Here is a 19,471-nt window from a genome sequence, read left to right on the forward strand (position 1 = left end):
TACGTTCTTCCTCTAAAAATATGTTAAACTAACAATAGTGAAATATACACTTATTTTCAGAAATTTCTTGAAGGAGTTATGTAAATGAAAAAAGTTCTTGTCGTCGATGATGAACCATCGATTTTAACTTTGTTAACCTTTAATTTGGAAAAAGAAGGCTATCAGGTGACTACTTCTGAAGATGGTAAAAACGGCTTCGAATTAGCTTTGTCTAATCAATATGATTTTATAATTTTAGATGTAATGCTTCCTGGTATGGATGGCTTAGAAATTACCAAGGCACTTCGTCGAGAAAAAATTGACACGCCTATTTTGATTTTAACTGCCAAAGATGAACAAGTAGATAAAATCATCGGCTTAGAAATTGGGGCAGATGATTATTTAACAAAACCTTTTAGTCCCAGAGAAGTCCTAGCACGCATGAAAGCTATTTTTCGTCGTTTAAAACCTACCACGACCGAAACGCTTCAAGAGGACACACCTAAAGCTCCGCTTGTGATTGGCGAGATTCGTGTGGATGAACAAAATTATGAAGTCTTTGTGCGCAATCAGCCCATCGAGCTAACACCGAAAGAATTTGAATTACTCGTTTACTTCATGAAACGCAAAGACCGGGTCATTAATCGGGAAACCTTGTTGGAACGAATTTGGCAATATGACTTCGCTGGACAAAGTCGCATCGTCGATGTCCACATTAGTCATTTACGTGATAAAATCGAGCCCGATCCCAAACGGCCCGTTTACTTAGTAACTGTCCGTGGCTTTGGCTACCGTTTTCAGGAGCCAAAACGATGAAAAAGAGACTGCGGATTGAATATTTTTTAGTTGCGGCAGTCATGCTTTTATTATTTGTCGGGAGTATTGCAGCGACCAATTTTTTCTTTCAAAAAGAAATGGTTGCTCAGCAAGAAACCTATTTAAGAAGAAAAAATACCCTTTTAACAGACCAGTTGCCCCCTTCCGTTTTCGAAAAAGGGCAACTGACAAACCAACAACAACTCCTTGTCACCCATGCGTTAGATGATGCAGAAGAACGGGTAACTTTGTTGCAAAAAAATGGTACCGTCTTTTTTGACAGCAGCCAAAATGAACCGCTAGAGTCGCACAAAAAACGACCTGAAATCGCTGCGGTTCTATCAGGAGCTGCCTATGGTTCAGCTTTACGAAAGAGTAAAACGTTAAATAAAGAACTTCTGTACGTTGCCACGCCCGTTTTAAAATCAGGAGAAATCGTTGGCATTATTCGGATTTCGGAACAAACCGCGCTATTTTCTAAAAATATCCAATCTTTTCGTCGCTATATTATCTTTACATTTGGCATTTTGTTCCTACTAATTACCTTGTTTATCTTTTTATTGTTACGGCAAAAAAATCAACCGCTAGTGACTGTCTTACCGATTCTGAAACGAATGCTTAAACATCCAGATGAAAATCGATCCATTATCCAGCAATCTTCTGAATGGAATGAACTTTACGAAACTATTAACTTACTGAGTCAACAAGTAAGTCAAACGTATAAAGCGTATACGTCTGCGGATGAGCAATTTCACGAACTTTTAGATGAGCTGATGATTGGTGTCTTTATCATTGATACGCAAGGACGGCTTCGTCTGTTGAACCCTAAAATGCAGGAAATGTTAGGACTCTCTGCTAAAAATATGCAAAGCAATTATCTTGAAGTGATTCAAGACGCCGATTTGATTCATTTAATCCATCAAGTCGTTGCTGAAAAAAACAGCTTACATCAAGAAATCACTGTGACACAAGGACCAACACCTTTACGCTTAGATCTTTCTCTTCGTTACTTGGATGATCAAAGCGCCAATGATTATCAAGTGTTAGGAATTGCCTATGATTTAACGCGCGTTCGCCAACTAGAAAAAATGCAAAAAGATTTTGTATCAAACGTGTCTCATGAATTAAAAACGCCTGTCACTTCTCTTTTGGGCTTTACCGAGACACTCATAGACGGCGCCAAAGAAGATCCGGAAGTCCTTAATCAATTTTTGCACATCATGCAAAAAGATGCCCAGCGTCTGCAACAATTAATTCAAGAAATTTTAGAACTTTCTCGGGGCAGTGCAACAATTCCTTATGCAGAACAAGAAATTACTTTAGAAAAATTTATTACAGAAATTCTCGGTTCTTATCAGCAACAATTGGCAGCAAAACAGCTGAAAACAGTCGTTCATGGTCTGCCAGAGAGCCAGTTTTTCACCAAATACGAATTGTTTTATCCAATCGTGAAGAATCTAATTGAAAATGCCATTCAGTATTCCCAAGAAAATGGACAGATTACTATTTCTTATGCTATTGAAAATCAGCAATTACGTTTATCTGTTCAAGATACTGGCATTGGCATTAGTCAAAAAGACCAAGAACGGATCTTTGAACGGTTCTATCGTGTCGATAAAGCACGTAGCCGTCATTCTGGTGGCACCGGTCTAGGTCTAGCCATTGTCCAAAATTACACAGAATTATTAGGCGGTAAAATCGCCATTGATAGTCACTTAGGCTTAGGGACCACTTTTACAATCACCTTGCCTTTAACAAAAAAAGAAGCCTAAAAAAACTCAGCCAATCCTGTTTATTGGCTGAGTTTTTTTGTTTATTTTTCAGTTACTTTTCCATTTACATCACGTTCTACTTGCATATCTGTGATGGCTAAATAACCTAAGTCTTTGACAATTGTTTTTTGAACATCATCGGTGACCATATAGTCTAAGAAGGCTTTTACTTCTTTATTAGGCTCCCCTTTTGTATACATATGTTCATAAGACCAGATTTTCCATGAATTGTCTTTCACGTGTTCTTCTTTTGGTTCAACACCCTCAATGCTTAAGGCAACGGTGGAATCATCCATATAAGAAAAAGCTAAATAGCTGATTGCTCCTGGTGTTTGTTCAACAATTTTACGAACTGTTCCCGAAGAATCTTGTTCTTGTGATTGAACTGGTTTAGCTCCATCTAAGCCCCATTTTTCAAATGTTGCTCGGGTGCCACTTCCGTTTGCGCGGTTTATTACGACGATTTCTTGATCTTTGCCGCCCACTTCTTTCCAGTTTTTGACTTTGCCAGTAAAGACATCAATCAATTGTTGCTTCGTTAAATTCTTCACGCCGACTTCTTTGTTGACCACTGGTCCCATACCGACCACGGCCACCCGATGATCGACTAATTTAGAGGCATCCACGCCATCTTTCTCTTCGGCAAACACATCGGAATTTCCAATGGTCACTGCGCCATCTGCAACTTGCGAAAGTCCTGTTCCGCTGCCGCCACCTTGGACAGAAACTGTATAATTAGGATGTTCTTGTGTAAATTGATCTTTCGCAGCATCTACTAACGGTTGTAAAGCGGTGGAACCAACAGCGACAATTTTAACTGGTTTGTTACTATCCGCTTCGCTGGATTTTTCAGTTGTGCCTCCTTGAGCTCCACACCCAGTTAATAATAACCCTAGACTCAGCATAGTTGCTGCAATTACACGTTTTTTCATCTTTGCACTTCCTTTTCAATTAGTTACAAGTTTAGTCTACCAAGACTCTGTTAATTCTGTTTCAATTAAATGTAAATAAAAGGTAAAGTTGTGTAAAGAATCTATAAAGGCTAGTACGTTACGCGTTGTGTCGCCATGTAATGTGCAATTCGTTCCATGGCCGTTGTTAATTTATCCATATCGGACGCATAACTAATTCGGACGTATCCTTCTGCTTCTGGGCCAAAAGAAATACCTGGAATCAACGCTACTGCTTCTTTTTGTGCTAAATCAATACAAAATTTCATAGAATCTTGTTCATAACCAGTAGGAATCTTAGCAAAAATATAAAAGGCGCCATTTGGACGCGCAACCTCAAACCCCAATTGAGTCATCTGTTCATAAACAAAATCGCGCCGTTTCCGATACTCTTCTTTCATAATTTCAGCATCATGCATTCCTTCGATTAAGGCACGAACAGCCGCTTTTTGAGACACAGTTGCAGCCGCAGTAACTAAATACTGATGAACTTTAATGATCTCCGCTGTTAAAATCGCTGGTGCAAAAATAAAGCCAATCCGCCAGCCTGTCATGGCATGTGATTTCGACAAACCGTTAATTAAAATCGTTTGGTCACGTAACATTTCAGCAATCGAAACATGACTCTCATCATAAGTTAACTCACTATAAATTTCATCGCTAATCACAAAAATGTCGTATTTTTTTAGAACATCAGCAATTGCTTGCAACTCTTGGCGGTTATAGGTGACACCAGTTGGGTTGCTAGGATAATTTAAAATAATTGCTTTGACTTGTTCCCCATGCTCGGCCATTGCCGCTTCAATCATTTCAGGGGTCAAGACAAAATCGTTGTCTCGTGTATCCAAATATACCGGCTCCGCCCCCGCCAATGTAATAATTGGTTCATACCCTGGGTAAATAGGTGCTGGCAATAGCACTTTGTCACCTTGTTCTAAAATTGCTAATAACGAAGCTGAAATCGCTTCTGTTGCTCCAACTGTTACTAAAATTTCTGTCGCAGGCTGGTAAGTCAAATGGTACTTTTCTTTCATAAAATAAGCGGCTGCTTCACGAACATCTAACAAACCAGACATCCCTGTATAATGAGAAAAATTCGCATCAATTGCTTCTTTGGCTGCTTTTTTGACATGCTCAGGTGTGTTAAAATCCGGCTCTCCTAGCGTTAATTTTAAAATACCTTCAATTCCTGAGACTTGTTCGTCAAATTGACGAATTAAAGAAACAGCAATTTTATTTACTTGACGATTAAAACGATTGGTTAAATCCATTTAGCTTCACTCCTTCAGTTGACGTTATAGTAGCACAAATTGACCGTAAAATGAATGATTTTCTCATTGTTTCGCTAGATTTTTATTATAAATATCTCAAAAAAACGACAGAGAAGAAAATAGGAGAACTTTGTCCTTTTCAACAAAGTTCTCCTATTTATTTATTTTTCGAAACGCCATGTCCGAATTTCAAACGGACGTAATGGTGCATCAACTTCTATCGCTGGTGTCAACGGTTCTTCTAATACATTTGTTAAACAAGTCGCTGGTTGTGTCTCTTTGTGAAGTTCACAAGGAATATTCTGCGCTGTTAGATTAAAGCCACGAACGACTAAATGATTTGTTTGCTCTTGACGTTTAACGGCTGTCCAACCAATCGGTCCTTCTGCCGTTGTCAAATAAACATGGTTCGGTGCTAGTTTACCTTCATGACGCGCAGTAGTAGCTGCAGTAAAAGGAATTTGTGCACTATAGGCTTGTTGATACGTAGCAAAGCGTTCTTCTGGTTTTCCATGCAATGACAAACCATATTTAAAGGTATATTCTCCTTGGCATTGTGCTTCTGGTGTCGCAAAATAGCCCCAATCACCTAGTTCGCCAACACAACGAATTAATGTGACCGCAATGGTTCCATCTGCCAAGACTTCATACTCATTTAAGCCTTCATTGAAGATAGTCACGCCTTTGTTTTGGTCATGAACATTCACAAACGCTTGTTGGTGCTGCGGGTTTGTTGGATTTTCCCATGTGTCGCTTACTTGATTTGGTCGTGTCACGACTTCATAAATACTATCCGCTTCGTGTGTTTCTGTGACCATGCCAGTTGGGAAAAGCACGCGTAAACGATGATCTTTGATTTGATTATTAATGGTTGTTTCAAAGAACAATTGGTTACTTTCTTTGATCATTGTAACCACTGTCGTTATTTCGAACGGGCGAAGCGTCGTTGAACGTTGTGCTTGGCGTTCTCTAAACTCACGAACAGCCTTTTGTTCTTCTTCTAATCGTTCATCTGCTGAAACTGGTAACATGACGGTTTGTTTAATTTGATAACTTGCTTTTACAGGGGAATTTTCTTTATTCGTAATTTCAGCCGTTACATTTTCGGTTGTAATTCCTTGGTCTTCGGTCGGTTTGAAAAAGATATATTCATTCCCAATGTCGCCAGTATCTTCAAATGTTAACAATTTTGAAAATATTTCTCCTGTTTTTTTGTCAGCAATGGTTAAGCTACCATTGTTTTCAATTTTCACTTGAATAAATTCGTTTTCCATTTCATTTGTTGCTGGTTGAGCCAAAAGACTTCCTTCAAAAGCTTTCGTTTCTCCTTGAATCAATGCAAAGCTATCCCAAGAGAATGGCGCCATTTCTTTGACAGATAATTCGACCGTTAAGTATTTAGCCATGTACGGTTGACGGAAAGCATCTTTAGGTAAATCGTAACCAAAACGAACATCTTCTTTGACAATACGGCTTGCAACTGCTTGTCCTGTTGGATCAATCACTTGATAATCTGGGGTGGCTTTTTGTTTTAATTCATGATAAAGATCTTCAGGTTTTCCTGTATAAAATGGCAATCGTTCAATCTCCACTTCCACAGTGACAACCTCCGTTTTCTGATAGCCACTAGTATTAAATAAAACAAACGGGTGCGCTTTTTCTGGGAAAACACTTGTATCAATTGCTTCTGTTAATTGTCGTGTTGCTTCATCTGCTAAGAAATGCCCGACATCATTGGCATTTTCAAAGCGAGTCATCATGCCTCGGTGAACCTCGTCGACAGAACAGCCACAAATACTATCGTGCGGATGGTTTTGAAGCAATGTTTTCCAAGCATAATCAAATTGGTCATGTGGGTAGTCGCCAGTTACTTCGTAAGCCATTGCTGCTAAAGGTTCTGCGATATTTTCTAATTGGCGTTGGACTTTTGTGTTCCACTGTTTTAAATAGACGCGAGCAGAAGAAGTATTGGCTAATGTGTACCAGCCATCCGTTTCTTGACTCGTTAATTCACCTGTTACTGTTCCTAAATCTTCTGGTAACTCCTCTTGAACAGCTTTCAAATAGTCATCGAAATTGGAATGAATAAATTCATATTCTGGGAATAGTTCATTGGCTAAAGCGATGGCCTTAGTAATATCTCTTTGTACAGGTTGGTGGTCGACCCCATTCATCATCAATAAATGGTCTGTGGAAGCGTAACGTTCCACATCAGCCAATTTTTGTTTCCAAAAAGCGATTGCTGCTTCTTTTTCTGAAGGAATTTCGTTCCCGTTACTATACCAGTTTGCAAAAAGCAAGCCGAAAATTTTGGTTTGGTCCGGACCTTCCCACCACATTTCAGAATATTGTGAGCTATAGTCGCTTTCTAAGACTTGATTATCAAAGCCAATCGGTTTCACCCCACGTCCAAAGGCAGCCGCAGGCAGATTTGCTAATTGCATCATTTGAGGCGTTTGACCCATGTTACCAAATGTATCCGGGAAGTAACCTAATTGAACTGGTGCTCCCCATTTTTGACTTTCTAAATGCCCAATCAGCATGTTTCGAACATTGGATTCAGAGCTAATTAAAAAGTCATCTTGTAAAATATAAAATGGTCCGATTTTTAGTTTGCCTGCTTGGACAGCTTTTTTTACAGCTTCTTTTTTCTCTGGGCGAACTTGTAAATAGTCGTCTAAGATAATCGTTTGTCCATCTAAATGGAAACTATTAAACTCTGGATCATTTTCAATTAAATCTAATACATTATCCACTAATTCAATTAAGCGCATATGATGTTCTTCATAAGGAAGATACCATTCACGATCCCAATGACTATGGGAAACAATATAGACTTTTTTCTTTGTCATCACTTTTCCTCCTATTTTTCCACTCGGATGTCAAAATAATCCATAACTAATTCACAAAACATCATATTAGCCCATGAAAACCATTCTCTTGTATAATTTTCAGGATTATCTACGTCAAAACCTTCATGCATCAAATGAGTCCCCGCATCTGTGGCAACTAATAAATCTAAAATTCGTTCTTTTTCTGCTTTATCTTTGGTTGTCATTCCTTCCATTGCTAAAGCAATCGGCCACACGTAATTTTCTGGTGTATGCGAGCTACCAATCCCTTTCGCGTATTTGCCTTCATAGAAGTAAGGATTTTCTTTACTTAATAAGGTTTGACGCGTTGTTAAATATTGTTCATCCTCTGTTGAACAATAACCCAGATAAGGGGCTGCTACTAAATTGGGAACATTACTGTCATCCATCACGCTTGCATTGCCTAAGCCATCCACTTCATACGCATAAATCGTTTCGTTATTTTGATTTTTTGTTCGTCCAAATGTTTGGATGCCTTCTTCAATCTCTTCTTGTAATTTTTTAGCAATCGCCACAATCGTAGCATCTTCTAAAACATCAGAGAAAATTTCTTGAATATAGCCTAAAATTACAACTGCAAACATGTTAGAAGGAACTAAGTAACCATATTGGCAGGCATCATCACTAGGACGGAAGCCTGACCATGTCATTCCTGTTTTGCCAACTGGTGTTCCTTTCCCTGCTTCAACCAACGTATCTTCTTGACGCCACGTATCTCGTTCAAATAAATAAGGTGACTGTGCGTGATCTTGTTCTGTTGTAAAAACGTTGAGAATTTTTTTGACGCCTTCCACAAAATCTGAATTAAATTGTTCGATCATCCCAGTATTTTTATAAAGTAAATAGGCTAATTGGACCGGGTAACATAATGAATCAATTTCATATTTCCGTTCCCAAATCCAGCCATTCATTTCTGTCTTATCAGTTTGATGGCCTGCATGATTATCTGTTTCATTAAACGCATTGGCATAAGGATCAATGCAAATATAACGAAACTGGCGCTTAACCAACCCAGCAATCATTTGAGCAAGATCTTCGTCTTCTTTCGCAATCACTAAATAGGGACGAACTTGCGCTGTTGAGTCTCTTAACCACATTGCTGGAATATCGCCTGTTAATAAAAAGGTAGTACCATCTTCTTGACGTTTCACTGTTGTTAGTAAAGTATTGGCAAAGGCCGCCTGAAAGTTTTTTGCCCAATCTTGATGTGCTTCACCGCATTTTTCTGTAATTGTCTCCATAAATGTTGCTACGGATTTTGGAACTTCTGTATAAACCATTCTCGTCACCTCTTAAATTTGATATATCATTTCACAATTGAATTATAGCGTTTACATTTCACTTTGTCTAGTGATTTCAATCATTTTTTTCATTTTAAAACCAATTAATTTATGGTAAACTATAAATAAGATATATCTTATTGTGAGGTGAAATGAATGAAGCAACCATTATATCAACAAATTATTGATTATTTACAAAATGAAATTGATTCAGGGCGATTGCCTGTTGGTGCGCAAGTGCCTACCGAAAAAGAATTATCGGCTCAGTTTAACGTCAGTAGAATTACGTCCAAACGAGCGCTAACTGAGTTGGAAACGCAAGGCGTAATCCAACGTCACCAAGGAAAAGGAAGTTTTGTTCAAGCACCAAAGCATCCTCTTCATACCTCTTTAAATAAAGTTCTTTTTTTATTGCCATTTGCAGACGATTTATCAGTAGGAAATTTCTATAGCGGTTTGGCCCCTACTATTCAAGCAGCTGGTTTAGAAGTCTTTATGACCTCGCCTAATTTTTTGAGAGAGAAAAATGCTGCGGACATTGTGAATGAGTTTGCCGGGCTTGTCTATTATGCTGCTACTAGTAATGACTACCTCGACTTACTGTTCGAGTTGGCTTTGATGAATTTTCCAGTCGTTGTCTTGGATAAAAAGATCCATGATTTACCTTTTGCAACCATTCAATCAGACAACTTTGCTGGTGGTAAAACAGCAACCGAACGCTTAATTGGCTTAGGACATACAAAAATTGGATATATCCTTTCAGGAAGTCCGGCCCTACAATCCGTTCGGCAACGTTATTTAGGTTATCTCCAAGCTTTAAAAGAAGCCAATCTGGCATTTCATACAGCAATCACGGAAACCAATCTCTTAGATGAACACAACTTTAAACAGTATTTTGAGGCGCACCAACTCACAGCCGTGGTCTGCGATAATGACTTCAGCGCGTTACATTGTTTACGAAACTGTAAAAACCTAGGTATTCATGTGCCAGAAGAATTATCGATTATTGGTTTTGACGATATTCAAGCAGCAGCATTTGTCGAACCGCCATTAACAACCATGGCGCAAGACTTTAAAGAAATGGGAAAACTAGCTGGTGAAGTGTTATTACAAACGATGCAGCAAGACCTTCAAATCATAGAAGACATTCAAGTGCCTGTCACATTAATTGAAAGAGAAACCATTTCTACTGTTTCAAAATGAGCCAAAAAAGAAGGAACTATCAGTCAAATCACTGATAGTTCCTTCTTTTTATTCCTTAGTGCTAAACATTTTGGTATCTACCTCTTTTTTAAACAACGCTTTTAGTTCTTTGATAAAGTAGCGACCAATTGGACTGATTTCCCGATTTTTGGGAAAGAGTAAACAAATACGATTTTCCAAAGCTGGCGCCAATGGCACTAACCGAATTTCTTTCTTCGTAAAACCCGTTACGACTCCTGAACCAGAAGCATAAGCATTGGTTTCTACCAACAAATTCATCAAGGTTCCACGATCTGTAGTATGAATGACCGATTCCTGTTCAGGAATTTCAACTAAATCTTCAGAAAAATAGGAAAAATTGCTTCCTTCTTGATTAAAGCGAACTTGTGGATAGGGAACTAATTCCTCTAAATGAATTTCTTTTTGCTTGGCTAAAGGATGATGATTTCCTAAAAAAATGTGTGTATTAAAGGTACTAATTACCTCGTAGGCTAGATTAGCTTGTTCTAAATACCGTTCAATACTGACACTATTTTGTTCATTTAAATAAATAATCCCCAATTCACTGTGAAATCCTTTGACGTCTTCAATTACTTTTAAGGTCGTGGTTTCAAAGACACGAAAATCTTTATATTGATCCCCATACTTTTTAAGAACTTTGGCAATTACCTCACCTAAAAAATCATAATGTTGCGAAGAGATGGAGAATCGTTCGCTGGTCACTGTCTCGCGATAACGATTTTCCAATAACTCCATTTGAACTAAGACTTTCTCTGCTTGTTCTAAAAAAACCATTCCTTCTTCTGTTAAAAAAGCGCCCTTATTGGTACGTAAAAAGAGGGAAATCCCTAGTTCTTCTTCTAATTCTCGAATACTATTTGACAAGCTAGGTTGTGTAATAAATAGTTTTTTGGCTGCTTCCCGAAAACTCCCATTGTTAGCTATGGCAGCAACATACTTCATTTGTTGAATATTCAACACTTTTTCCTCCACACACTAATCATTTGAAAAATAAATCTTACGCCCATTCAACGGCTGAAGGGGCCGATTGTTAAAGGCCAACATACCTTCCTTGATCTTATTTAAAAAGGCTTGATCCATTTTTTGAATGGTATCAAATACAAACCATTTCACTGGACCCTTAGTTGGCGGTGTTGTTAACGAGCCTACATAATGGTAGTGTAGACGCTCCTCTGGTAAAAAGATTGACGGATTAAACCATTGTTGGTGCGTGCCGTTTTCCCAGTCCATCGGATGATTCGCTTCTGAAAAACGATTTTCTTCCTCTGTGATGTTAAACAGGCAACCGACAACTAAATTTTCGCCAGCATCGTTCATATGAACCAAATGGAATTCTAGCGGATACTGCTTTCCCGACAGCAAATGTTCGCTAGGCATATGAAAATGGATATCGGTTAAATGATACGCAACATTTTCAAACATTACGTAACTTTCCGTATTTGGTGGTACAAAATGAAACGTATTTTTGAATTCCTTTTCAGTGAATTCTTCTTTTTTATAATGAAACGTAATCTGAGAATTTATTGTCTCAGCACTTTCTTTTTCTAAAGCAATTGGCGATTGATAAGCAAACTTAGCACCTTCTGCAAACCAGTCACATAGCATATGCCAATGTTCTGGTCCATCGTTGCCTGTATAGCTCCATTCAACGTCCATATTTTTTATTTTTTTCATACACTCTTCCTTCATTTCCACATAGTAATCAGGTAAAACTCATGTTAAAACTCTATCCTAACATCTTTTCTACGTCAAACAAAAGAACTTAGATCATTACGCGCCTCGGCAAATGACCTAAGTTCTCCTACCGTTAAATCTGGTTACTGAAAATGACACTAAAAATCAGACGACAAGAACCTTCTTTAGTTCAACGGTTATTTGCCCCAGTTTTCAGGATCTTTTTTCCATTCTTGTAATAAGGTAACATCTTTTTCTTCGATATAATTTGCTTCTAATGCAGCATCAATTAAAGTTGAATAATTGGTTAACGTTAGTAACGTCATCTGTTTATCTGCAAAATTTGCCGTTCCTTTGGGTAACTCATAAGTGAAGATTGCCGCAACGCCTAAAACCGTTGCTCCTTCACGTTCCGCCGCTTCTGCCGCTTCTAACACGCTACCGCCTGTTGAAATTAAATCCTCGATAACTACCATTTTTTGTCCTTCAGAAATTCGGCCTTCAATTTGATTCCCTTTGCCGTGATCTTTGGCTTTACTGCGGATATAAACCATTGGTAATCCTAAAATATCGGCTACCCATGCCGCATGTGGAATCCCTGCGGTAGCCGTCCCAGCAATCACTTCGACTTCTGGGAAAGTTTCTTTAATTTTTGCCACTAAGCCTTCTGCAATTTCTTTACGCACAGCAGGATAACTCATCGTGATACGGTTATCACAATAAATCGGGCTTTTTATGCCACTAGCCCAGGTAAACGGCTCATTAGGGTTTAAAAATACCGCTTCAATATCTAATAAATCTTTGGCAATCTTTTTTGCTACTTTTGTCATGTTACTTTCCGCTCCAGTCTTTTTTGATTTCTTGATAGGCTTCATAAGGATTTTCTGCTTGGGTAATAGGTCGGCCAACAACGATATATGTGGACCCGATTTCGCGAGCATGTTGCGGCGTAACGACCCGTTGTTGGTCACCTACTGCACTTCCTGCTGGACGAATACCAGGTGTTAAGCAAATAAACGTTTGCTTGGTTGCTTCTTGAATACCACGAGCTTCTAATGCTGAACAAACCACGCCATCCAGACCCGCTTTTTCCGCACATTTAGCATAATGAATGACACTTGTCTCTAAAGGAACGTTGATTAATTGATCGTGCTGCATCTCTTCTTCACTAGTAGAAGTCAACTGGGTTACAGCAATTAACTCAGGAACCTTAGCGCCTGGCTGAGTCCCTTTGATTAGACCTTCCTTAGCTGCTTGCATCATTCGAACGCCCCCTGCTGCATGGACATTGGTAATGGCAACGCCTAATTTTGCTAAATTTGTCATCGCTTTTTCCACAGTATTCGGAATATCATGTAATTTTAAATCCAAGAAAACATCGTGTCCTTGTTCTTTAAGCCAGCGAACAATCGCTGGTCCTTCTGCGTAAAAAAGTTCCATCCCCACTTTAACAAACAAGGCTTCTTCCTTAGGAAATTTTTCTAAAAAAACAGCCACTTCTTTTTGCGTGGGAAAATCTAACGCAATAATTGGTCTATCGTGCATTTTGCTGCCCCTCTCTCACTTCTTTAATTAATTGTTCCAACGATTCAATACCTAACTCTTCCATTCGCTTAGGTAATCCGTCAATCAACTTCGGACAAATATATGGATCTGTAAAGTTGGCCGTACCAACACCGACAGCGCTAGCACCTGCCATGAACATTTCCAAGACATCATCCACTGTTTGAACACCGCCCATTCCAATAATTGGCAACTGAGAAACACTGGCGACTTGTCGGATTAAGCGAATAGCAACAGGTTTAATGGCTGGGCCAGATAGTCCGCCAGTTTGATTGGCTAAAATAGGTTTTCTCGTTTTTAAATCAATGCGCATCCCTAGCAATGTATTAATCATAGAAAAACCGTCTGCGCCCCCTGCTTCAATTGCTTGGGCGATCGGCACAATGTCCGTTACGTTTGGTGATAGTTTAACATAAATCGGAACAGAGGCGACTTTTTTGACTGCTTGTGTTAATTGAAAAGCAACTTCTGGATCTGTACCAAAAGCTATGCCGCCATGTTTCACATTGGGACAGGAAATATTCAGTTCAATTGCTTTGACATTAGGCGCTTGCCCAATTTTTGCGCAAACAGCCACATAGTCCTCTTCGCAAGCACCTGCAACATTTGCGATAATCGGTAAGTTAGGGTATTTTTCTAATTTCGGTAATTTTTCTTGCATAACCACGTCTAAACCTGGATTCTGCAATCCAATGGCATTTAGCATACCACTAGGTGTTTCAGCTACACGTGGCGTGGGATTTCCATATCGTGCTTGGGGCGTTGTTGCCTTAATCATAATTGAACCTAATTGATCAAGGTCATAATAGTTAGCATATTCTTCCCCGAACCCAAAGCAACCACTGGCGGGAATAATTGGATTTTTTAATGTTAAACCTGGAATTGAAACAGCTAAAGGATTTTTCATCATAAGATAACCTCACTTGCTTTAAAAATCGGACCTTCATCACAGACCTTGACACTTTTTGCTCCAGTAGTGTCTCCTTTTTTATGGCAAACGCAGGCATAGCAAGCCCCAATTCCACAGGCCATCCGTTCTTCTAAAGAAAGGTAAACGTGTGGATGTGTTGGAAATAAAGAATCAATTGCTTTTAACATACCATTCGCACCACAAGCATACACTGCATCAGGGATCCGTCCTTTTGCTAACGCTTCTGACAATAAACGGCCCACGTTGCCATGAGCGCCAAACGAGCCGTCATCTGTGGCAAAATGTGTTTCTCCTAATGCCATAAATTCTTGTTGGTAATAAGCAACCTCTTTTGATGCATAACCAAGAAAATGAATCACTTTCACGCCTTTTTCATTGAGTTGCTTTGATAATTCATACAATGGGGGAATCCCGATTCCTCCGCCAACGATAAAAGCAGTTTGACCAGCTGCTACGGTAGTTATATCAAAGCCGTTTCCTAAAGGACCTAAAATATCTAATTGTTCACCAGCCTTCATGGTGGCAAACACTTCCGTTCCAGCGCCTTCGACTCGATAAATCAAACGACAGGTTTCATTCGAATGATCAATTTGGTGGATGCTAATCGGTCGCCGCAAAAGTAAATCTGCACGCGGAACCTTGATATGCACAAACTGTCCAGGTCGTGTCATCTCTTTCACTAACTCGCCTTGTAAGTCTAACTGATAAATCCGTGGCGCTAACTGTTTTTGAGCTACAATGGTCATCATTTCTTGCTTTCTCTGCATCAGTATCCTTCACTCCTTTATTCTCTGATTCCCCTATAAATGATTTTCTATTTCTTCGTAAAAGAATCTGGAACAGTCCTCCTCAGACGATTGTTCCAGATTTTTGCTTAAATGGCTTCTGTCGTAAAGGCTCTTGATTCTAAAACTTTTAAAATCGCATTTGCTGTGTCAAGTGAGGTAAACAATGGAATCCCATGTTCGACTGCTTCCCGACGGATTGAAAACCCATCTTGGTTGGCACTGGAACGATTTTTATCCATGGTATTGATTACCACTTGTGCATTCCCGTTGCGAATGACATCCAGCACGGTTTCCCCTTCAGGATTAGAAATTTTCGTCACTTTCTTAACAGGCAAGTGATGCTTCGCTAAAAAGTCAGCAGTTCCTTCCGTTGCGACTAAACTATAGCCAATTGCTGAAAAACGCTTAGCAATTTCTAACGCCTCTTCTTTTGTTTCATCAGCAATGGTGAAAAGTACAGCCCCATAACTTGGCAAATGCAAGCCAGATGCTTCAAAGGCTTTATACAAGGCTTTTTCTAAATAATAATCACTACCCATAACTTCCCCAGTTGATTTCATTTCAGGCCCTAAGTACGTATCTACTTTTTGTAGTTTCGTAAAGGAGAACACAGGGGCTTTCACATGAACTTGTTTACTTTCAGGATATAATCCATCTTGATATCCTAGGTCAGTCAGTTTCTCACCAAGAATCGCTTTTGTAGCAACTTGGGCCATCGGAATCCCTGTGATTTTACTTAAGAAAGGAACTGTTCGACTCGCACGAGGATTCACTTCAATCACATAAACACGATTTTCATGAATAACAAATTGAATATTCATCATACCTACACAGTTTAAACCAAGTGCCAGTTTTTTTGTATAATCGGCAATCGTTGCTTGAATTTCTTGAGAAAGATACTGCGGTGGATAAACCGCCATTGAATCGCCAGAATGCACGCCAGCTCGTTCAATATGTTCCATAATCCCTGGAATTAGTACTGTTTCACCATCACAAATGGCATCAACTTCACATTCCTGTCCCAATAAATAGCTATCAACCAAGACAGGATGTTCTGGAGAAGCTTTGACTGCGTGTCGCATATAATCTTCCAAATCCTTTTGATTTTCGACAATTTCCATTGCACGACCACCTAAAACATAACTTGGACGAACTAAAACGGGATAGCCGATACGATCAGCAATCACGACTGCTTCTTCTGCACTTGTGGCCGTATCTCCTGGTGGTTGAGGAATCGCTAACTCTTGCAAAGCTTGTTCAAATAAATCACGATTTTCCGCACGATCTAAATCTTCAATCGTTGTTCCAAGAATTTTAACGCCTTGTTTTGTGAGCGGCTCAGCTAAATTAATCGCTGTTTGTCCACCAAATTGGACGATCACGCCAATCGGATTTTCTAGATCAATCACATTCATGACGTCTTCTAAAGTTAATGGCTCAAAGTATAATTTATCAGAAACAGAGAAATCTGTTGAAACTGTTTCAGGATTACTATTCATAATAATTGCTTCATAACCAGCCGCTTGGATTGCTTTGACAGAATGAACCGTTGCATAATCAAACTCGACCCCTTGACCAATGCGAATGGGACCAGAACCTAATACTAGTACAGAAGGCTTTTTCGAAACATTGCTTTCGTTTTCCACTTCATACGTGCTATAAAAATAAGGCGTATGTGATTCAAACTCTGCAGCACACGTATCCACCATTTTATAGACGGGCACAATTTGATTGGCTCTGCGGAAGTCAGCGATGGCTTGCTCTGTTTGCCCCCAAAGTGCTGCGATTTTCCGATCAGAAAAGCCATTTTGTTTGGCTTCTTTCAAGACAGCTACGTTGTTCACGTGACTTTCAAGGGTCGTTTCAATTTCGATAATGTGTAAAAGTTTATCCAAGAAGAATAAATCAATTTTCGTTAAACTTTGTAATTCTTCGATGCTATATCCTCTGCGAATGGCTTCTGATAAGTAGAACAATCGATCATCTTGCGCATGGACCATTTTCTTCGTTAATTCTAAATCACTGACATGACTTAGTTCTTCTAACTCGTTGTGATAAGCACCAATTTCTAAAGAACGAACTGCTTTTAATAAGGATTCTTCAATATTGCGGCCAATTGCCATGACTCCCCCGGTTGCTTTCATTTGTGTTCCTAGTTCTCGAGCACCTTTTTCAAATTTGTCAAAAGGCCAGCGAGGAATTTTGGAAACAACATAGTCCAAAGCGGGTTCAAATTCGGCATAAGTGGTTCCAGTAACTGGATTTTTCATTTCATCTAATGTTAAACCAACAGCAATTTTTGCAGCTAACTTCGCAATGGGATACCCTGTGGCTTTGCTAGCAAGTGCAGATGAACGAGAAACACGAGGATTCACTTCAATCACATAATAATTAAAGCTATGTGGATCCAAAGCTAATTGAACATTACAGCCACCTTCAATTTTTAATGCACGAATAATTTTCAAGGACGCATCTCGCAACATTTGGTATTCATAATCTGATAAGGTTTGACTCGGAGCAAAAACAATCGAATCCCCAGTGTGAATGCCGACAGGATCAAAGTTTTCCATGTTACAAACCACAATCGCATTATCAGCCGAATCACGCATCACTTCATATTCAATTTCTTTAAAACCAGCAATACTTTTTTCAATTAAACATTGTGTAACTGGTGATAATTTCAGACCGTTTTCGGCAATCTGACGGAGTTCTTCTTCCGTATCACACATGCCGCCGCCTGTTCCACCTAAAGTAAATGCGGGACGAACGATAATTGGATAGCCAATTCGTTTGGCAAAAGCCACGGCTTGTTCCACCGTATTGACAATTTCACTTTCTGGAATCGGTTGTTCTAATTCTTCCATCAATTGTTTAAATAAATCACGGTCTTCCGCTTGGTCAATCGCACTGAGCTTTGTTCCTAGCAATTCTACATTTAGCTCATCTAAAATTCCTGATTCCGATAATTCCATCGCCATATTTAATCCAGTTTGACCACCTAATGTTGGTAGAAGAGCATCAGGACGTTCTTTTCGCAAAATTCTTGAAACAAATTCTAAAGTAATCGGTTCGATATAAACATGATCCGCGATTTCCTTATCGGTCATGATAGTCGCTGGATTTGAGTTTACTAAGACAACTTCATACCCTTCTTCTTTTAGCGCTAAACAGGCTTGTGTGCCTGCATAGTCAAATTCTGCTGCTTGTCCAATAATGATTGGTCCTGAACCAATCACCATGATTTTCTTGATGTCCGTTCGTTTTGGCATTAGTTTTGCTCCTTCCATGCATCCATTAATTCCATAAATTCGTCAAATAAATGAAGACCATCGTGCGGTCCTGGAGCCGCATCTGGGTGATATTGCACAGTAAAAGCAGGATAATCTCGATGACGCACGCCTTCAACCGTTCCATCATTGACTTCCACGTGGGTCACAAGTAATTTTTCTGGATCAATTGTTGCTTCATCTACGGCATATCCGTGGTTTTGTGAAGTGAAATCAATGCGTCCTGTTGCAATTTCTCGTACAGGATGATTCAAACCGCGATGTCCAAACTTCATCTTATACGTATCCGCACCATTCGCTAATGAAAATAACTGATGACCTAAGCAGATGCCGAAAATTGGAACTTTTCCTTGGATTGCTTGAATCATTTCAATAGCTTCAGGCACATCTTTGGGATCTCCAGGCCCATTTGTCAACATGACACCATCGGGACTTAATTCTAAAATCTCTTCGGCCGTTGTATTATAAGGCAACACGGTTAAGTTGCATTGCCGTTTTGATAATTCTCGCAAAATACTATGTTTCAACCCAAAATCAACGACGACCACATTACGCCCAATACCTGGACTCGGATAAGGCTTAGTGGTGGAGACTTGTGCCACTTGATTTTTCGGCATGACTGTCGCTTTTAATTGATCAAACGCATGCGGCAAATCATCCACGGCATCAATGATGCTCCCTTTCATTGTTCCAGCTGATCGCAACTTACGAGTCAGCGCACGCGTATCAATTCCTGAAATTCCCGGAATCCCTTTGCGCTTTAAAAATTCATCTAAGGTCATTTGTTGACGCCAATTTGAAGCAACCCGCGCATGCTCTTTAACAATGACACCTTTACAGGTTGGTGCAATGGATTCATAATCATCTCGGTTGACCCCGTAATTTCCAACTAATGGATACGTAAAAGTAATCATTTGTCCATTAAAACTTTGGTCAGTAATTGCTTCTTGGTAACCCGTCATGCCAGTAGTAAAAACAACTTCTCCTACTACATTGCCTTCTGCACCAAACGCTTTTCCTTCAAATACTGTTCCGTCTTCTAAAATCAATAACCTTTTCAAAC

At 39.4% G+C, this 19,471-nt stretch carries 15 protein-coding genes; 3 read left to right on the plus strand and 12 right to left on the minus strand.

The window, feature by feature from the left end:
• Nucleotides 1-84: 84 nt before the first annotated feature.
• Both IGJ90_RS07465 and pnpS read left to right on the plus strand, forming a co-directional pair.
• Nucleotides 85-795 (plus strand): response regulator transcription factor, encoded by a 711-nt coding sequence (locus IGJ90_RS07465; RefSeq protein WP_002357427.1) that lies wholly within the window; start codon nucleotides 85-87, stop codon nucleotides 793-795.
• On the plus strand, nucleotides 792-2,567 hold the full coding sequence (gene pnpS / locus IGJ90_RS07470; RefSeq protein ID WP_002378371.1) for a two-component system histidine kinase PnpS: 1,776 nt from the start codon (nucleotides 792-794) through the stop codon (nucleotides 2,565-2,567). The genes IGJ90_RS07465 and pnpS overlap by 4 nt, the downstream gene beginning before the upstream one ends.
• 41 nt (nucleotides 2,568-2,608) lie before the next feature.
• Here pnpS and IGJ90_RS07475 read toward each other — a convergent pair whose 3' ends face one another.
• From IGJ90_RS07475 to IGJ90_RS07490, 4 genes are all read right to left on the minus strand, one after another.
• Nucleotides 2,609-3,499, minus strand: coding sequence for a phosphate ABC transporter substrate-binding protein PstS family protein (locus tag IGJ90_RS07475; RefSeq protein WP_438767883.1), 891 nt, complete (start codon nucleotides 3,497-3,499; stop codon nucleotides 2,609-2,611).
• A 110-nt stretch (nucleotides 3,500-3,609) separates the two neighbouring features.
• Nucleotides 3,610-4,788, minus strand: a complete 1,179-nt coding sequence (locus tag IGJ90_RS07480) for a pyridoxal phosphate-dependent aminotransferase (protein ID WP_173950654.1) — start codon at nucleotides 4,786-4,788, stop codon at nucleotides 3,610-3,612.
• Between the two features lie 161 nt (nucleotides 4,789-4,949).
• Entirely contained in the window at nucleotides 4,950-7,640 is a 2,691-nt protein-coding gene (locus IGJ90_RS07485; RefSeq protein WP_016630433.1) for an alpha-mannosidase, read from the minus strand.
• Nucleotides 7,641-7,651: 11 nt separating this feature from the next.
• A complete protein-coding gene (locus tag IGJ90_RS07490; protein WP_002374727.1) occupies nucleotides 7,652-8,941 on the minus strand; it encodes a glycoside hydrolase family 125 protein in 1,290 nt (429 codons plus the stop codon).
• A gap of 156 nt (nucleotides 8,942-9,097) precedes the next feature.
• Here IGJ90_RS07490 and IGJ90_RS07495 point away from each other — a divergent pair, with 156 nt between their 5' ends.
• Nucleotides 9,098-10,144, plus strand: coding sequence for a GntR family transcriptional regulator (locus IGJ90_RS07495; RefSeq protein WP_002374726.1), 1,047 nt, complete (start codon nucleotides 9,098-9,100; stop codon nucleotides 10,142-10,144).
• A 48-nt stretch (nucleotides 10,145-10,192) separates the two neighbouring features.
• Here the strand turns inward: IGJ90_RS07495 and IGJ90_RS07500 are convergent, their stop codons facing one another.
• From IGJ90_RS07500 to IGJ90_RS07535, 8 genes are all read right to left on the minus strand, one after another.
• Complete coding sequence (locus tag IGJ90_RS07500) at nucleotides 10,193-11,122, minus strand: LysR family transcriptional regulator (protein WP_002374725.1); 930 nt, start codon at nucleotides 11,120-11,122, stop codon at nucleotides 10,193-10,195.
• An 18-nt stretch (nucleotides 11,123-11,140) separates the two neighbouring features.
• Nucleotides 11,141-11,854: a carbonic anhydrase gene (locus tag IGJ90_RS07505; protein WP_029680358.1), complete on the minus strand. Its 714-nt coding sequence runs from the start codon at nucleotides 11,852-11,854 to the stop codon at nucleotides 11,141-11,143.
• 182 nt (nucleotides 11,855-12,036) lie between these two features.
• Nucleotides 12,037-12,669 (minus strand): orotate phosphoribosyltransferase, encoded by a 633-nt coding sequence (gene pyrE, locus IGJ90_RS07510; protein ID WP_438767887.1) that lies wholly within the window; start codon nucleotides 12,667-12,669, stop codon nucleotides 12,037-12,039.
• Nucleotide 12,670: 1 nt separating this feature from the next.
• On the minus strand, nucleotides 12,671-13,384 hold the full coding sequence (pyrF, locus tag IGJ90_RS07515; protein ID WP_002374722.1) for an orotidine-5'-phosphate decarboxylase: 714 nt from the start codon (nucleotides 13,382-13,384) through the stop codon (nucleotides 12,671-12,673).
• Entirely contained in the window at nucleotides 13,374-14,312 is a 939-nt protein-coding gene (locus IGJ90_RS07520) for a dihydroorotate dehydrogenase (protein WP_002379493.1), read from the minus strand. Before IGJ90_RS07520 ends, pyrF begins: the two co-directional genes overlap by 11 nt.
• A complete protein-coding gene (locus tag IGJ90_RS07525) occupies nucleotides 14,309-15,100 on the minus strand; it encodes a dihydroorotate dehydrogenase electron transfer subunit (RefSeq protein ID WP_074653046.1) in 792 nt (263 codons plus the stop codon). The genes IGJ90_RS07520 and IGJ90_RS07525 overlap by 4 nt, the downstream gene beginning before the upstream one ends.
• Before the next feature lie 107 nt (nucleotides 15,101-15,207).
• Nucleotides 15,208-18,390 (minus strand): carbamoyl-phosphate synthase large subunit, encoded by a 3,183-nt coding sequence (gene carB / locus IGJ90_RS07530; RefSeq protein ID WP_438767890.1) that lies wholly within the window; start codon nucleotides 18,388-18,390, stop codon nucleotides 15,208-15,210.
• Nucleotides 18,390-19,469 carry a carbamoyl phosphate synthase small subunit gene (locus IGJ90_RS07535; RefSeq protein WP_002360175.1) on the minus strand — a complete coding sequence of 360 codons (1,080 nt, stop codon included), beginning with the start codon at nucleotides 19,467-19,469 and terminating at the stop codon, nucleotides 18,390-18,392. Before IGJ90_RS07535 ends, carB begins: the two co-directional genes overlap by 1 nt.
• Between the last annotated feature and the right edge of the window lie 2 nt (nucleotides 19,470-19,471).

The organism is Enterococcus sp. AZ129, from assembly GCF_051714505.1.
Lineage (GTDB): Bacteria > Bacillota > Bacilli > Lactobacillales > Enterococcaceae > Enterococcus > Enterococcus faecalis.

What these genes read in the sequence shown, in the direction of transcription:
- IGJ90_RS07520 (WP_002379493.1), bottom strand. Translation starts at nt 14,312, where the DNA reads ATGATGAAAAATCCTTTAGCTGTTTCAATTCCAGGTTTAACATTAAAA.
- carB (WP_438767890.1), bottom strand. Translation starts at nt 18,390, where the DNA reads ATGCCAAAACGAACGGACATCAAGAAAATCATGGTGATTGGTTCAGGA.
- pnpS (WP_002378371.1), top strand. Translation starts at nt 792, where the DNA reads ATGAAAAAGAGACTGCGGATTGAATATTTTTTAGTTGCGGCAGTCATG.
- IGJ90_RS07495 (WP_002374726.1), top strand. Translation starts at nt 9,098, where the DNA reads ATGAAGCAACCATTATATCAACAAATTATTGATTATTTACAAAATGAA.
- IGJ90_RS07505 (WP_029680358.1), bottom strand. Translation starts at nt 11,854, where the DNA reads ATGAAGGAAGAGTGTATGAAAAAAATAAAAAATATGGACGTTGAATGG.
- pyrE (WP_438767887.1), bottom strand. Translation starts at nt 12,669, where the DNA reads ATGACAAAAGTAGCAAAAAAGATTGCCAAAGATTTATTAGATATTGAA.
- IGJ90_RS07475 (WP_438767883.1), bottom strand. Translation starts at nt 3,499, where the DNA reads ATGAAAAAACGTGTAATTGCAGCAACTATGCTGAGTCTAGGGTTATTA.
- IGJ90_RS07490 (WP_002374727.1), bottom strand. Translation starts at nt 8,941, where the DNA reads ATGGTTTATACAGAAGTTCCAAAATCCGTAGCAACATTTATGGAGACA.
- IGJ90_RS07465 (WP_002357427.1), top strand. Translation starts at nt 85, where the DNA reads ATGAAAAAAGTTCTTGTCGTCGATGATGAACCATCGATTTTAACTTTG.
- IGJ90_RS07485 (WP_016630433.1), bottom strand. Translation starts at nt 7,640, where the DNA reads ATGACAAAGAAAAAAGTCTATATTGTTTCCCATAGTCATTGGGATCGT.
- IGJ90_RS07480 (WP_173950654.1), bottom strand. Translation starts at nt 4,788, where the DNA reads ATGGATTTAACCAATCGTTTTAATCGTCAAGTAAATAAAATTGCTGTT.
- pyrF (WP_002374722.1), bottom strand. Translation starts at nt 13,384, where the DNA reads ATGCACGATAGACCAATTATTGCGTTAGATTTTCCCACGCAAAAAGAA.
- IGJ90_RS07525 (WP_074653046.1), bottom strand. Translation starts at nt 15,100, where the DNA reads ATGCAGAGAAAGCAAGAAATGATGACCATTGTAGCTCAAAAACAGTTA.